The following is a 13,284-nucleotide window of genomic DNA, read 5'->3' as shown; positions in this document are numbered from 1 at the left end:
TCGAGACGCGCTTCGCGCTCCTCAGGATGACGGGGAGAGGGCTGTTTTGTCGGCTACAACACTTCGACCTATATCGAAGCATCATTGACACGAGCCTGCTAGATTGGCGCCATCGATCCCTTATCGAAGGTGCCAATCATGAAACGGGAAGTGGTCCGCGTCGAACCGATCTCGAGCTGGCTGGAGCGCTGGAAGGCGCCGGCGTCGGCGGTCACGCGCGCCGGCAACATGGTTTTCGTCTCCGGCCTGCCGCCGTTCGATCCGGCAACCGGCGAGATCGCCGCCGGCGCCTCGATCGAGCGGCAGAGCGAATTGGTGATGGAGCAGCTCAGGCAGTGCCTCGAGGCGGCCGGCGCGTCGTTCGACAACGTGATGAAGTGCAACATCTTCTGCACCTCGGCAAAGCACTTCGCGACCTTCAACGCGATCTACCGGAGATATTTCGCGGATGACCTGCCGGCGCGAATCTTCGTCTGCATCCCGGAATGGACCGGGCCGTTCGATATCGAGATCGATTGCATCGCGATGGTGTAGCGCACGATCAGGAAAAGTGTGAAGCGGTATTCCGTCGCGACAAACGCAAGGCGTTTGCGCGGATCGTGCTCAGAAGAAAACGAAAGCGCGATGGAAAATCGCGCTTGAGGGCAGGGCCTCTCACAAATCCTGGCGCGTCAGCCGGCCGTGCACCACGACCGGCCGCAGCGCCGGCTTGCTCGGCACGTCGCCCATCGTCAGCGCCATCACCGAGACCGTGACCACGCGATCGATGATGGCGCGGACGTCGTCGAGATCGCATTTGCCTTCGGACAGCCGCAGCAGGCGCTCCTTCTCGCGGATGGTGTGATGCGCCATCGCGAGCGCGAAGTGCAGGCCCCAGTACAGTTCGGTGTCGTCACGGCCCGGCATCGCGCGGCGCATCGCGGCGGCGAATTTGCGCAAGTGATCGACCTCGCGGTTCTTGATGCGGCGGATCGGCGGTACGGACTCGATCGAGGCGCGGATCATGAAACGCGCCGCGGTCGAGCCCTCGCGATCGGGCCCGAGGCAGCCGCGCAAAGTGGGGCCGACGAGGGCGCGCATGATGTCCTCGATCGAGGCGCGTCCGCCGCCATTTTCCTCCGCCGCCTTCAATTCATTGAGACGTTCGCGGTTGGTCTGGATACTGCGGGTGACGAACAGCTCCGCGATCAATTCGTCCTTGGAGCCGAAATGATAGTTCACCGCCGCGAGGTTGACGTTCGCCTCCGCGACGATGTCGCGCAGCGTGACGTCGCCGAAGCCGCGGTCGGCATAGAGCCGCTCGGCGGCGGCGAGAATGGCGGATCGGGTCTGGTCGCTGGCCATGGTCTTGAGCCTTTCCGTTATTCCGCGGTGCGCCGGGGAATGACGAAGACGACGGGGAGTTGCATTTCAAACATTTGTATGAAACTATCGTTTGAAGAGCCGGAAATGTCAATCCGCTGATCGCGGGGCGGCGTTCTGGCACACCACCGCCGCCGTTTTCGCGAACGCCCTTGCGGGCCGCGGAGGCGGGGTCAACAATGTTGCCCAAACGGCCAAGGCCCAGTTCCGTGGCCCCAGTGCAAAGCCCAAGTCTAGGAAACGAGGAGCGTCCCATGGATTTCACGATGTCGGCCAGGCAGAAGGAATGGCTTGAGCGCGTTCAGGCTTTCATGAAAACGCATGTCCGCCCCGCCGTGCCGATCTACGACAAGCAGGACGCCGAAGGCCCGCGCTGGAAGGTGATCCCGATCCTCGAGGATCTGAAGAAGAAGGCGAAGGCCGAAGGCCTCTGGAACATGTTCATGCCGCCGTCCTCGCATGAGGATGACGAATTCCACGGCGCGGGATTGAGCAACCTCGAATACGCGCTGCTGTCGGAAGAGATGGGCCACATCTCCTGGGCGTCCGAGGTCTTCAACTGCTCCGCCCCCGATACCGGTAACATGGAAGTGTTCATCCGCTACGGCACCAAGGAGCAGAAGCGCAAATGGCTGCGTCCGCTGATGGACGGCGAGATCCGCTCCGCCTTCCTGATGACCGAGCCGGCGGTTGCGTCGTCTGACGCCACCAACATCGAGACCCGCATCGAGAAGGACGGCGATCACTACGTCATCAACGGCCGCAAATGGTGGTCGTCGGGCGTCGGCGATCCGCGCTGCAAGGTCGCGATCCTGATGGGCAAGACCGACTTCAACGCCGCCAAGCATCAGCAGCAGTCGCAGATCCTGGTGCCGCTCGACACCCCCGGCATCAAGGTCGAGAAGATGCTGCCGGTGTTCGGCTTCGACGACGCGCCGCACGGCCACGCCCAGGTGCTGCTCGAAAACGTCCGCGTGCCGAAGGAAAACATCCTGCTCGGCGAAGGCCGCGGCTTCGAGATCGCGCAGGGCCGTCTCGGTCCGGGCCGCATCCATCACTGCATGCGCACCATCGGCAAGGCCGAGGAGGCGCTGGAGAAGATGGTGAAGCGGCTCGCCTCGCGCACCGCGTTCGGCAAGAAGATCATCGAGCACTCGGTCTGGGAGCAGCGCATCGGCGAGGCCCGCACCGACATCGAGATGAACCGCCTGCTGTGCCTCAAGGCCGCCGACATGATGGACAAGGTCGGCAACAAGACCGCGCAGGCCGAGATCGCGATGATCAAGGTCGCAGCGCCCAACATGGCGCTGAAGATCATCGACCAGGCGATCCAGGCCTATGGCGGCGGCGGCGTCTCCGACGAGGCCGGGCTTGCCAAGGATTACGCCCACATCCGCACGCTTCGCTTGGCGGACGGTCCGGACGAGGTGCACAATCGCGCCATTGCCAGACTTGAACTTCGGAAGTATGCAAACACGTCGCACTGAGCATGATGCGGAACGCATGGCGTTCGCGCTGACATCGTGCTCAGAATGAAAAAGAGAAATCAGGCTGGCACGCCAGCCTGATCGCGGCAGCGCCCGGCGGTGCTGCCAAGAAAAATGAGTTGAGGGAGCGTCACCGTGGCGGACGGCGTCAGGAAAGACGAAGAATTTTCCGGCACAAGGGAAGTCGAGGAGCGCCATCGTATCAACGAGGCGAACCTCGCGGCCTGGATGCAGGAACACGTCGAGGGCTATCAGGGCCCGCTCAAGGTCCTGCAATTCAAGGGTGGCCAGTCCAACCCGACCTACAAGCTCGAGACCCCCGGCCGCAATTACGTGATGCGCCGCCGTCCGTTCGGTAAATTGTTGCCGTCGGCCCATGCGGTGGATCGCGAGTTCCGCGTCATCGCGGCGCTCGGCAAGCAGAATTTCCCGGTCGCGAAAGCCTACGCGCTGTGCACCGACGATGCGGTGATCGGCTCGGCCTTCTACGTCATGTCGATGGAGGAGGGGCGGGTGTTCTGGGATCCGACGCTGCCGAGCCAGCAGCCCGAGGCGCGCCGCAAGATCTTCACCAGCAAGATCGAGACGCTGGCGAAGCTGCACATGCTCGATCCCGAAAAGATCGGCCTCGGCGATTTCGGCAAGCCCGGCAATTATTTTGCGCGCCAGGTCGACCGCTGGACCAAGCAGTATCGCGCGTCCGAGACGCAGCACATTCCCGAATTCGAGAAGCTCGCGGAGTGGCTGCCGAAGACGGTGCCGGAGCAGAAGCGCGTCTCGGTCGTGCACGGCGACTATCGCCTCGACAATATGATCTTCCACGCTACCGAGCCGCGGGTGCAGGCGGTGCTCGACTGGGAATTGTCGACGCTCGGCGATCCCATGGCCGACTTCACCTATCTGTTGATGCAGTGGACCATGCCGGGCCTCGCCAATGCCGACCTCAAGGCGTTGAACATTCCGAGTCAGGACGAGGCCGCGCAGATCTACTGCGACGTCACCGGCATGGCTGTGCCGGATCTGAACTGGTACTTCTCCTACAACCTGTTCCGCCTCGCCGGCATCACGCAGGGCATTGCGGGCCGCGTCCGCGACGGCACCGCCGCGAATGCCAAAGCCCTCGAGTCGGCCAAGCGCACCGTGCCGCTGTCGCAGGCGTCATGGGAATACGCGCAGAAGGCCGGCGCAACCTGATCCGAAAACGCGGCGCGATCCCCCAGGGTTCGCGCCGCTTCTGCGGGCTGCGGCATGTTTCCGCATTGTAGCCATCTGTGACTTGAGTTCGCTGCGCCGCTTTGGCAAGTCAGTCCGGTCCACGCCCGCCCTGGTCCTGATCGGACACTTTCGCCTTGGCCCTTTCCTCGAATCTTCGCGGCAGCCTGTTCATGGCGGCGGCCATGGCCAGCTTCACGGCCAACGACGCCATCACCAAGGCGGTGTCGGCGGAGCTCAACATCGGCGAGATCCTGCTGGTCCGCGGCCTGGTCGCGATGGTGCTCGTCGCAGCACTCGCCTGGTACCGCGACGCGCTGCGCAGCCTTGGCGCACTGCTGATCTGGCCGGTCGGACTGCGCGTGATGGGCGAGATCGGCGGCACGCTGACCTATCTCTCGGCGATTTCGCAGATCCCGCTCGCCAACGCGTCGGCGATCTTCCAGGCGCTGCCGCTCGTCATCACGCTGGGCGCGGCGCTGGTGTTCGGCGAGCCGGTCGGCTGGCGGCGCTGGCTTGCGATCGCCGCCGGCTTCATCGGGGTGCTGGTCATCGTGCGGCCGGGGGCGGAGGGCTTCAGCCAGGCTTCGCTTCTGGCGCTGGCGTCGGTCGGCTTCTGTGCGGTCCGCGATCTCGCCACCCGCCGCATCCCGAAGGCGCTGCCGACCGTGTTCATCACGCTGCTCACCACCGTGACGGTGACGACGGCCGGCGCTGCCGTTCTGGTCCCGCTCGGCGGCTGGAAGCCGCCGTCGGGCCACGCCCTCGGCCTGCTCACATTCGCCGCGGTGCTGATCCTGATCGGCTACCAATGCATCATCGTGTCGCTGCGCACGGGCGACATCTCGGCGGTGGCGCCGTTCCGTTACTCCGCGCTGCTGTGGGCGATGCTGCTCGGCTATTTCGCCTTCGGCCACAGGCCCGACGTCCAGATGCTCGCAGGCGCTGCGATCATCGTCGCCTCCGGCCTCTATGCCTTCTACCGCGAGCGCAAGCGCGACAAGCTCCGCCCGGCCGCGACGGGGCCGGGCCTGCCGCCGGACGGGTTGTGAAGATTTGTAGGGCGGATTCGCGCAGCGTCATCCGCCCTACGGCTATCGCAGGTTCAAGGCCCGATATTCGGGCATGACGAAAACAACCGCCTCAGCGGAGACCGCCCGTCACGTGCAACGTTTCGCCGGTGATGTAGGAGGCATCGTTCGAGGCGAAGAAAGCCACAGCGGCTGCGATCTCCTCGACCTTGCCGATCCGTGCCAGCGGCGTGGTGGATTCGATCCACTTGCGCATCTCACCTTCGGCAAGGCCGGCGGAAACGACGCCTTCGGTAGCGATCATGCCGGGGTTGACGGTGTTGACGCGGATCTTGCGCGGCGCCAGTTCCTTTGACAGCACCGAGGAGATCGCGTCCACCGAGGCTTTGGTCGCGGTATAGACGGCGGTGTTCGGCGGCGCGATCGTCGATACGCCGGAGCTGATATTGATGATGCTCCCGCCTGCCGTATTGAAGTGCCGCGCGGCTTCCTGCGACACCAGCAACAGGCCAAGCACATTGAGATCGAAATGCTTGTGGAAGTGCTCGGCGGTGATGCCATCCAGCGGCGCGAACTCGTAGAGGCCGGCATTGTTGACCAGGATATCGATCGGACCGAACGCCTTGACGGTCTCAGCCACCACCGACTTCACCTGGCCGGCGTTGGTGAGATTGCCGTGGACGGCGATGGCTTTGCCGCCCTTGCCGGTGATCGCATCCACGACACGCTCTGCTGCCTGTTTGCTGGCGCTGTAGTTGACAGCAACCGCGGCTCCCTCCGCGGCGAGCCGGACGGCGATCTCCGCGCCGATGCCCTTTGACGCGCCGGTTACCAGCGCCACTTTGCCCTCGAGTCTTTTGCTCATCTTGTTCTCCATTGCCCGCGCGGATGCGCAAGTTGTTCAATAGTTCAGTAATAGTGAACTATTGAAGCTGTTCAAGGGCAGCGCTATATATTTCGTGATGGTGCAGTTCGTTCACCCGTCGCGTGAGGACATCACATTGGCCGGAGTGCTGGCAGCACTCGCGGACCCGATGCGGTTGAAGATTGTCAGGGGCCTGCTCGAGCAGGGCGATTGCATGTCGTGCACGGCCGCGGCGCCGTGCCCTGGCATGGCCAAATCGACGCTGTCGAACCACTTCCGCGTCCTGCGCGAAGCCGGCTTGATTCAAACCTCGAAAAAAGGCGTCGAGCATCGCAACGTGGTGCGCGAAGCCGATATCAATGCGCGCTTTCCCAAATTGCTCAAGACGATCCTGGGATATCCGGAACAGAGTGCGTAGGTCGGGAGCGAAGCGATACCCCGGGGCAGTGTTCCCGCATGTCGCTCCGCTCGTGCGGGCTACGGCTTCTGGCGCCGCGGCTTTGTAGGGCGGACTCCGCCGACGGTGCGGCAGCGCAGGAGCGGCGGGTTACGCTTCGGCTAACCCGCCCTACGCACTGAACATCAGTGAATGCCGGTGAATAGCCGGTTCCAGCGCACCGAGGACGGCCAGTGCCACACTTGCCATGCCGGCGCGTCATTGCCGATCGAGAAGAAGATCACCTTGGCTTGCCCGATCAGGTTCTCGAACGGCACGTAGCCGACCCCGCCGCGCGCGGGCGGCACGCGGCTGTCGGCCGAGTTGTCGCGGTTGTCGCCCATCGCGAAGAAATGCCCCGGCGGCACCACATAGACCTGTGTGTTGTCGTATTCGGAACGCTCGATGCGATCGAGCGTGTCGTAGCTGACCCCGTTCGGCAAGGTTTCGCGCCAGCGCTTGACGCGGACCGGGCGCGGTCCCTCGTCGCGATCGACATAGTCATCGACCCGCTCGCGCTTGACCGCGGTGCCGTTGATGTACAGCTGCCCGTCGATCATCTGAATGCGGTCGCCCGGCAGGCCGATCACGCGCTTGATGAAATCAACGGAGTCGTCGCTCGGCAGCCGGAACACCACGACATCGCCCGGCTTGGGTTCGGAGCCGAAGATGCGGCCCGAGAACAGCGGCGGCGAGAAGGGCAGGGAGTAGTGCGTGTAGCCGTAGCTGTATTTCGAGAGAAACAGGTAGTCGCCGACCAGCAACGTCGATTCCATCGACTCGGACGGAATGTTGAAGGACTGGAACAGGAACGTGCGGATGACCAGCGCGATGAGCAGCGCCTGCACGGCCACGCGGAAGGTTTCCGCCACTCCGCCTTGCTGACGTTCTTTCTCGGTCGACATGGTCCCGGGTTCCTGTTTCACGCCTTACGCATCAGAGTATCACTTCGCGCAATGCGCAATCAGCTCTGTAGGGCGGATTAGCGAAGCGTAATCCGCCGTCTGTCCGCGGATGGCGGATTACGCCTTCGGCTAATCCACCCTACACATGACCGCATCACTTCGCACAATGCGCGATCAGCCGTGCGACGAATTCGCCGCAAGCCTCGAGCTGCGACATCTCGACGAACTCATCCGGCGTGTGCGCCTGCGCGATAGAGCCGGGGCCGACCACCACCGACGGCACATCGGCCATGCTGACGAACAGGCTGGCCTCGGTGCCGAACGCGACCTTGGCGTGGTCGTTGCGGCCGGCGAGCTGCTTGGCGAGCGTGACGATCGGCGCGTCCGCCGCGGTGTCGAGCGCGGGGTAGTCGAGGATTTCCTCGAAATCGATGCCGCACTCCGGATGCCGCTTGCGCATGTCAGGCTCGATCTCGCCTTTCGCCCAGGCGATGATCGCGTCCGTCACCTGCCGGGACTCGGTGATGCCGATGCCGCGGCATTCGAACTCCACCACGCAACTGTCGGGCACGATGTTCAGCGCGGCGCCGCCATGCACGATGCTGGTGAGCAGGGTCGAGTGCGGGACATCGTAGAGGCTGTCTTGCTCCGCATCCGCGGCCAGCAGCGCGGCGCGGCGGCGAATTTCGGTGATCAGGTCGGCCGCATATTCGATGGCGTTGACGCCGTCGGGCGCGATCGAGGAATGCCGGGCAAGCCCGCGGAACGTGGCGCGCACGCCATGCTTGCCCTTGTGGCCGATGATCACCTGCATCCGGGTCGGCTCGCCGACGAAACAGCCGAGCGGCCTGATCGGCTTGCGTGCGACGTCGCGCAGCATCGGGCGCACGCCGACGCACCCGATCTCCTCGTCATAGGAGATCGCAAGATTGATCGGCGTCTTCAGATCGGCCGCGAGCATTTCCGGAACCATCGCGAGACAGACGGCGACAAACCCCTTCATGTCGGTGGTGCCGCGGCCGTACAGCCGCCCGTCACGCTCGACGAGCTCGAACGGATTGTGGCTCCAGTCCTGTCCCGCGACCGGCACGACATCGGTATGCCCCGACAGCACCAGCCCGGCTCTGTCCTCGGGGCCGACCGTGACCCACAACGAGGACTTCTGTCCGGTGTCATCGACGATGCGCTGTCCGCTGACGCCAAGCGAGGCGAGGTAGCGCTCGATGTAGTCGATCAAGGGCAGGTTGCTGCGGTCGCTGATGGTGTCGAACGCGACGAGGTCGGCCAAGAGCTTGCGGATACGGTCGGGGCGTTGGTTTTGCATTGCCTGTTCGTGTGCGAGGGAGTGTGCGAGGAATTGCTGATGTGCCGGCGATCCTGCCAGCAAAGTATAACAGCTGGTTTGCCTGCCGGGCCCAAGCAATATTCGGGCCGCTGCCGGACGTTATTGCGAGGCGACGTCGGTCGCCCCATGCGCGTCGGATGTGATGTCGTCCAGGCGAAAGCCAGGACCCCTTACGCCAAGTGGCAATTGTTATGCGGCGCTGGGGCCGTCGTCCCGTTCATAAGCAAATGCGGTGGTTATGGGTCCTGGCTTTCGCCAGGACGACGATGGTGTGCAAGGCATCCACCGCTGTCTTCGCCCGGCTTGACCGGGCGATCCAGGACGCAGCGGCCTCTCGGCTGAAGCACTGGCGTCTCTGGAATACTGGGTCACCCGCGTGCGCAGGTGATGAAAGCGAATACGCTGTTTGACATCTTGAATTGCGGCCCATCCTCATCGTCGTCCTGGCGAAGGCCAGGACCCATTACCCCAAATGAGAATTGTTGCGCGATGGTGGAACGACGAGTCCCCTTCACAACATCCGCTGCGGAGTATGGGTCCCTGCTTTCGCAGGGACGACAGTTGTGGGTGTGGCGCCGCCGTTGCGTTATAGGAACATGCGGCACCGCGAACGGAGAGCACCGTTGCTAGATCGGCTTGCCCGTATACGGCATCGACGCGGTGAGGCCGCCGTCGACCGGGATGGCCTGGCCGTTGACGTAGGACGCCTCGTCGCTCGCCAAAAACAATCCCATGGCGGCGAGCTCGTGCGGCTGGCCGGCGCGCTTCAGCGGATTGAGCTGGCCGATCTTGTCCTGGGTGCCGCGCTCCTTGGCGCGATCGAACACCGGCTTGGTCATGCCGGTCTCGATCAGGCCCGGGCAGACCGCGTTGATGCGCACGCCGGTGCCGGAGAGCGAGTAGGCGGTGGTCTGCACCAGGCTGATGACGCCGGCCTTGCTCGCGCCGTAGGGATGTCCGCTGGCGCCCGACTTCAGGCCCGCGACGGAGGCGGTGCAGACGATCGAGCCGGAACCCTGCTTGGTCATGTGCGGGATCGAATGCTTGATCGCGAGGAACGGGCCGATCAGATTGACGCGCAGCACTTCCTGCCAATGTTCCGGGGTCTGGTCGGCGAGAGGCACGAGGCCGCCGCTGACGCCGGCATTGGCCCAGATCGCATCGAGCTTGCCGTACTTCGACAGCGCCTTGTCGATGAAGGCCTTCACGTCGCTCTCCGAGCCGGCATCGGCGGTGACGGCTTCGACGGTGCCGCCGGCATCGCGCACCAGCTTGGCGGTCTCGTTGACGCCCTCGGTGCGATCGACCGCGATCAGCTTGGCGCCTTCCCTGGTGAACAGCAGCGAGGCGGCGCGGCCGATGCCGCTTCCAGCGCCGGTGATGATGACGGATTTGCCTTCGAGGCGGCCCATGGTTTTTCTCCCTGTTCACGTGGTTAGTTCGAGTGATCCTTGGCGCGTCTGCCGCGCGACGGAATTCAAACAAAATTTCAAACGTCCGAAGCACTTGAGGCGATGTGCGGCGTGACGTACAGCGACGGGGGACACTATTGAAGGGCTCATCCGATGTCCAATCCAGACAAGCCTAACGTGACGGTGACGCGGTGGTGGTGGGTTCGCCACGCGCCGGTGCGCAGCGACGGCGGCAACATCTACGGACAAGAGGATATCGACTGCGACACCGGCGATATCGAAGTGTTCGAGGCGGTCGCCAAGATGCTGCCGCGCGATGCGGTCTGGTATTCGAGCAACCTGAAGCGCACGCACAAGACCGCGGAAGCGATCTGGGCCGCCGGGTTTCCGAAGCCGGCCAACATGATTCAGGAACGCGACTTCGCCGAGCAGCATCTCGGCCAGTGGCAGGGCATGAACCGGGCCGCACTGCTCGCGCGCCAGCCCCCCGGCAGAAGCTGGTTTGCCGACGTCAACGAGCCCGCGCCCGGCGGCGAGAGCTTCATGGACCTCTATACGCGGGTCTGCCGCACGATCGTGCGGATCACGGCTGCGGAGACGGGCAAGAACATCATCGCAGTCGGCCATGGCGGCGTGATCCGGGCTGCGGTCGGTCTCGCGCTCGGCGGCCAGCCCGACCGAGGTCTGTCGTTCGACGTCGACAACGTCTCGGTGACGCGGCTCGATCACATCGCAGGCATCGGCCTGTCGACCTGGCGGCTGCCGATGGTGAACCAGCAGCCCTGGATCGCCGATCCGCGCCATGCCGCGATGCATCAGCCGTCCGGACCTGAAGTCCGGCCGGCAAGCAAGCTTGCGTGATTGCCGCTATCGCAACACCGGAACGCTGCCTAAGCTGAACACAGAATTCAAACGCCTTACATCAGGGAGAGAAACATGACCTTGTTCGACATGAAGGGAAAAGTCGCCGTCATCACCGGTTCGACGCGCGGCATCGGGCTCGCCATTGCCGAGCGCATGGCCGAGCATGGCGCCAAGGTCGTGATCTCCTCGCGCAAGGCCGACGTCTGCGAGCAGGTCGCGGGCGACATCAACGGCAAGTTCGGCAAGGGTACTGCGGTCGCGATCGCCGCCAACATCTCGTCGAAGGAAAACCTGCAAAATCTGGTCGACGAGAGCAATCGCGCCTTCGGCAAGATCGACGTGCTGGTCTGCAACGCGGCGTCGAACCCGTATTACGGTCCGCTCGCCGGCATCTCCGACGATCAGTTCCGCAAGATCCTCGACAACAACATCGTCGCCAACAACTGGCTGATCTCGATGGTGGTGCCGCAGATGATCGAGCGCAAGGACGGCTCCATCATCATCGTGTCCTCGATCGGCGGCCTCAAGGGCTCGACCGTGCTCGGCGCCTACGCGATCTCGAAGGCCGCCGACATGCAGCTCGCGCGCAACCTCGCCTGCGAATATGGCAAGCACAATATCCGCGTGAACTGCATCGCGCCGGGCCTGATCAAGACCGATTTCGCCAAGGCGCTGTGGGACAATCCGGACACGCTGAAGGCCTCGACCGCGCGCTCGCCGCTGCTGCGCATCGGCGTGCCCGACGAGATCGCGGGCGCCGCAGTGTTGATGGGCTCGCGCGCCGGCGACTTCCTCACCGGCCAGACCATCGTGATCGACGGCGGCGCGACGATCAGCTGACGCGCTCTGTTGGTGCGCAGAGCGCGCGACACACTCAAGGTGTCATCACCCGCGAAAGCGGGTGATCCAGTATTCCAGAGGCAGTCATTATTGAGCCGAGGGGCTGCGGCGTACTGGACGCCCCGCCTGCGCGGGGCATGACAGTGTTGGATGTCGAGGGAGGCGTGCGCGCCTCACTCCACCGCCGCATACACGCCGTTGCGCACCAGCGAGCGGGTATATTCGCGCTGGCCCGGGCCCTGCATCATGAAGACCGCGATGAGGTCTTCGCGCGGATCGATCCAGAAGAACGTGCCGGCCATGCCGCTCCAGAAGTACTGGCCGACCGAGCCGGAGAACGGAGCGATGCCCTGCTGCATGCGCACGGCGAAGCCGAGGCCGAAGCTGTGGCCGGGCGACACCAGCGTGCCCTGGACCTTGACGCCGGCGCCGAGGTGGTCGGAGGCCATGAATTCGAGCGTCTTGCGGCCGATGATCCTGGTGCCGTCGAGCGAGCCGCCGCCCAGCAGCATCTGCGCGAAACGGGCATAGTCCATCGTGGTCGACACCAGTCCGCCGCCGCCGGATTCCATCGCCGGCTTCTCCAGCATGTTGAACAGCTGCACCTTCTCATTGGTCCAGGGATCGTTGGCAAAGGCCTCGGCGAGGCGGCCGGCATTGGCCTCCGGCGTGTGGAAGGCGGTCTCGTTCATTTGCAGCGGCGAGAGGATGCGCTCGGTGAGGAATTCGCCGAGCGTCCTCCCGCTGACGACTTCGATGATGCGGCCGAGGATGTCGGTGGAGCGGCTGTAGTTCCACTCGGCGCCGGGCTGGCAGATCAGCGGCATGCCGGCGAGCATGGTGGCGTGCTCGGCATTGGTGATCTTGCGGCTGCGCAGCCGCGACTGCTGGTAGAGTTGCTGCACCGGGCCGTTGCCGGTGTGGTCATAGGTCAGACCAGAGGTGTGGCGCAGCAGGTCCTGGATCGTCATCTGCCGCTGCGCGGGGACCAGCTCGAGCTTGCCGTTGTGCTCGACGCCGACCTTGGTCTCGGCGAATTCGGGGATGAATTTCGCGACGGGGTCGTTGAGCAGGAAGTGGCCGTCCTCCAGCAGCATCATGATGCCGACCGAGACGATCGGCTTGGTCATCGAGAAGATGCGGAAGATCGTGTCATGCGTCATCGGCGCGGAGGCCGCTGGGCTTTGCCGGCCAATCGCATCGAACCAGCCGATCTGGCCGCGCCGCGCCACCAGCACCGTGAAGCCGGGCGCGGTTCCCTTGTCGACCTCGCGCTTGAAGGTGTCGGACAGTGCCTGCAGCCGCGTGCTCGACAGTCCGATCGATTCGGGCTTGGCGAGGGGGAGGGACGGGGTGGTTTGGCTGGCGGCCTGCTTGGTGGCGGTCTGGGCGTTCATGGTCTCTCCCGGGTTCTTGATTCTTGCGGCGGAGCGCCGACGTGAACTGGTGGCCGAAGTCTGGCGCAGAAGTTTTGCAATGAACAGAAGCTTCACCGCTTCGCCCTTGCAAACCGGCCATGCCCTGT

13 protein-coding genes are annotated in these 13,284 nt (G+C 64.1%); 7 read left to right on the top strand and 6 right to left on the bottom strand.

Annotated elements, in window-relative coordinates; all coding sequences use genetic code 11:
* Nucleotides 1-138: 138 nt before the first annotated feature.
* On the top strand, nucleotides 139-534 hold the full coding sequence (locus JQ573_RS09425) for a Rid family hydrolase (RefSeq protein ID WP_207830325.1): 396 nt from the start codon (nucleotides 139-141) through the stop codon (nucleotides 532-534).
* Between the two features lie 120 nt (nucleotides 535-654).
* Here the strand turns inward: JQ573_RS09425 and JQ573_RS09420 are convergent, their stop codons facing one another.
* On the bottom strand, nucleotides 655-1,344 hold the full coding sequence (locus tag JQ573_RS09420; RefSeq protein ID WP_092115017.1) for a TetR/AcrR family transcriptional regulator: 690 nt from the start codon (nucleotides 1,342-1,344) through the stop codon (nucleotides 655-657).
* Between the two features lie 272 nt (nucleotides 1,345-1,616).
* On the opposite strand from JQ573_RS09420, the gene JQ573_RS09415 reads away from it, so the two are divergent.
* The 3 genes from JQ573_RS09415 (at nucleotide 1,617) to JQ573_RS09405 (ending at nucleotide 5,113) form a co-directional block, all read left to right on the top strand.
* A complete protein-coding gene (locus JQ573_RS09415; protein ID WP_212309687.1) occupies nucleotides 1,617-2,849 on the top strand; it encodes an acyl-CoA dehydrogenase family protein in 1,233 nt (410 codons plus the stop codon).
* A 135-nt stretch (nucleotides 2,850-2,984) separates the two neighbouring features.
* Nucleotides 2,985-4,043 (top strand): phosphotransferase family protein, encoded by a 1,059-nt coding sequence (locus tag JQ573_RS09410; RefSeq protein ID WP_212309686.1) that lies wholly within the window; start codon nucleotides 2,985-2,987, stop codon nucleotides 4,041-4,043.
* 155 nt (nucleotides 4,044-4,198) lie between these two features.
* Nucleotides 4,199-5,113 (top strand): DMT family transporter, encoded by a 915-nt coding sequence (locus JQ573_RS09405; protein ID WP_212309685.1) that lies wholly within the window; start codon nucleotides 4,199-4,201, stop codon nucleotides 5,111-5,113.
* Nucleotides 5,114-5,204: 91 nt separating this feature from the next.
* On the opposite strand, the gene JQ573_RS09400 is transcribed toward JQ573_RS09405, so the two are convergent.
* Nucleotides 5,205-5,957: an SDR family NAD(P)-dependent oxidoreductase gene (locus tag JQ573_RS09400; RefSeq protein ID WP_212309684.1), complete on the bottom strand. Its 753-nt coding sequence runs from the start codon at nucleotides 5,955-5,957 to the stop codon at nucleotides 5,205-5,207.
* 97 nt (nucleotides 5,958-6,054) lie between these two features.
* On the opposite strand from JQ573_RS09400, the gene JQ573_RS09395 reads away from it, so the two are divergent.
* Complete coding sequence (locus tag JQ573_RS09395; RefSeq protein ID WP_092125718.1) at nucleotides 6,055-6,375, top strand: helix-turn-helix transcriptional regulator; 321 nt, start codon at nucleotides 6,055-6,057, stop codon at nucleotides 6,373-6,375.
* 164 nt (nucleotides 6,376-6,539) lie between these two features.
* Here the strand turns inward: JQ573_RS09395 and lepB are convergent, their stop codons facing one another.
* The 3 genes from lepB to JQ573_RS09380 all read right to left on the bottom strand — a co-directional run bounded on the left by lepB (nucleotide 6,540) and on the right by JQ573_RS09380 (nucleotide 10,055).
* Complete coding sequence (gene lepB, locus JQ573_RS09390) at nucleotides 6,540-7,298, bottom strand: signal peptidase I (RefSeq protein ID WP_212309683.1); 759 nt, start codon at nucleotides 7,296-7,298, stop codon at nucleotides 6,540-6,542.
* Between the two features lie 154 nt (nucleotides 7,299-7,452).
* Nucleotides 7,453-8,622: an acetylornithine deacetylase gene (gene argE / locus JQ573_RS09385; RefSeq protein WP_212309682.1), complete on the bottom strand. Its 1,170-nt coding sequence runs from the start codon at nucleotides 8,620-8,622 to the stop codon at nucleotides 7,453-7,455.
* A gap of 647 nt (nucleotides 8,623-9,269) precedes the next feature.
* Entirely contained in the window at nucleotides 9,270-10,055 is a 786-nt protein-coding gene (locus tag JQ573_RS09380) for an SDR family NAD(P)-dependent oxidoreductase (protein ID WP_212309681.1), read from the bottom strand.
* 153 nt (nucleotides 10,056-10,208) lie between these two features.
* On the opposite strand from JQ573_RS09380, the gene JQ573_RS09375 reads away from it, so the two are divergent.
* On the top strand, nucleotides 10,209-10,916 hold the full coding sequence (locus JQ573_RS09375) for a histidine phosphatase family protein (protein ID WP_212309680.1): 708 nt from the start codon (nucleotides 10,209-10,211) through the stop codon (nucleotides 10,914-10,916).
* Between the two features lie 75 nt (nucleotides 10,917-10,991).
* Complete coding sequence (locus JQ573_RS09370) at nucleotides 10,992-11,759, top strand: SDR family NAD(P)-dependent oxidoreductase (RefSeq protein WP_092115009.1); 768 nt, start codon at nucleotides 10,992-10,994, stop codon at nucleotides 11,757-11,759.
* A 173-nt stretch (nucleotides 11,760-11,932) separates the two neighbouring features.
* Here the strand turns inward: JQ573_RS09370 and JQ573_RS09365 are convergent, their stop codons facing one another.
* Nucleotides 11,933-13,156: a serine hydrolase gene (locus JQ573_RS09365; RefSeq protein WP_212309679.1), complete on the bottom strand. Its 1,224-nt coding sequence runs from the start codon at nucleotides 13,154-13,156 to the stop codon at nucleotides 11,933-11,935.
* Nucleotides 13,157-13,284 lie beyond the last annotated feature (128 nt).

The organism is Bradyrhizobium sp. AUGA SZCCT0105, assembly GCF_018129565.1.
Lineage (GTDB): Bacteria > Pseudomonadota > Alphaproteobacteria > Rhizobiales > Xanthobacteraceae > Bradyrhizobium.
The sequence above is the reverse complement of the archived record's forward strand: the minus strand, read 5'-3'. Positions and strand labels throughout refer to the sequence as shown.

Bases quoted from the DNA above. Each gene is read 5' to 3' on its own strand.
- JQ573_RS09400 (WP_212309684.1), bottom strand. From the start codon at position 5,957: ATGAGCAAAAGACTCGAGGGCAAAGTGGCGCTGGTAACCGGCGCGTCA.
- lepB (WP_212309683.1), bottom strand. From the start codon at position 7,298: ATGTCGACCGAGAAAGAACGTCAGCAAGGCGGAGTGGCGGAAACCTTC.
- JQ573_RS09420 (WP_092115017.1), bottom strand. From the start codon at position 1,344: ATGGCCAGCGACCAGACCCGATCCGCCATTCTCGCCGCCGCCGAGCGG.
- JQ573_RS09395 (WP_092125718.1), top strand. From the start codon at position 6,055: ATGGTGCAGTTCGTTCACCCGTCGCGTGAGGACATCACATTGGCCGGA.
- JQ573_RS09370 (WP_092115009.1), top strand. From the start codon at position 10,992: ATGACCTTGTTCGACATGAAGGGAAAAGTCGCCGTCATCACCGGTTCG.
- JQ573_RS09380 (WP_212309681.1), bottom strand. From the start codon at position 10,055: ATGGGCCGCCTCGAAGGCAAATCCGTCATCATCACCGGCGCTGGAAGC.
- JQ573_RS09415 (WP_212309687.1), top strand. From the start codon at position 1,617: ATGGATTTCACGATGTCGGCCAGGCAGAAGGAATGGCTTGAGCGCGTT.
- JQ573_RS09375 (WP_212309680.1), top strand. From the start codon at position 10,209: ATGTCCAATCCAGACAAGCCTAACGTGACGGTGACGCGGTGGTGGTGG.
- JQ573_RS09425 (WP_207830325.1), top strand. From the start codon at position 139: ATGAAACGGGAAGTGGTCCGCGTCGAACCGATCTCGAGCTGGCTGGAG.
- argE (WP_212309682.1), bottom strand. From the start codon at position 8,622: ATGCAAAACCAACGCCCCGACCGTATCCGCAAGCTCTTGGCCGACCTC.
- JQ573_RS09365 (WP_212309679.1), bottom strand. From the start codon at position 13,156: ATGAACGCCCAGACCGCCACCAAGCAGGCCGCCAGCCAAACCACCCCG.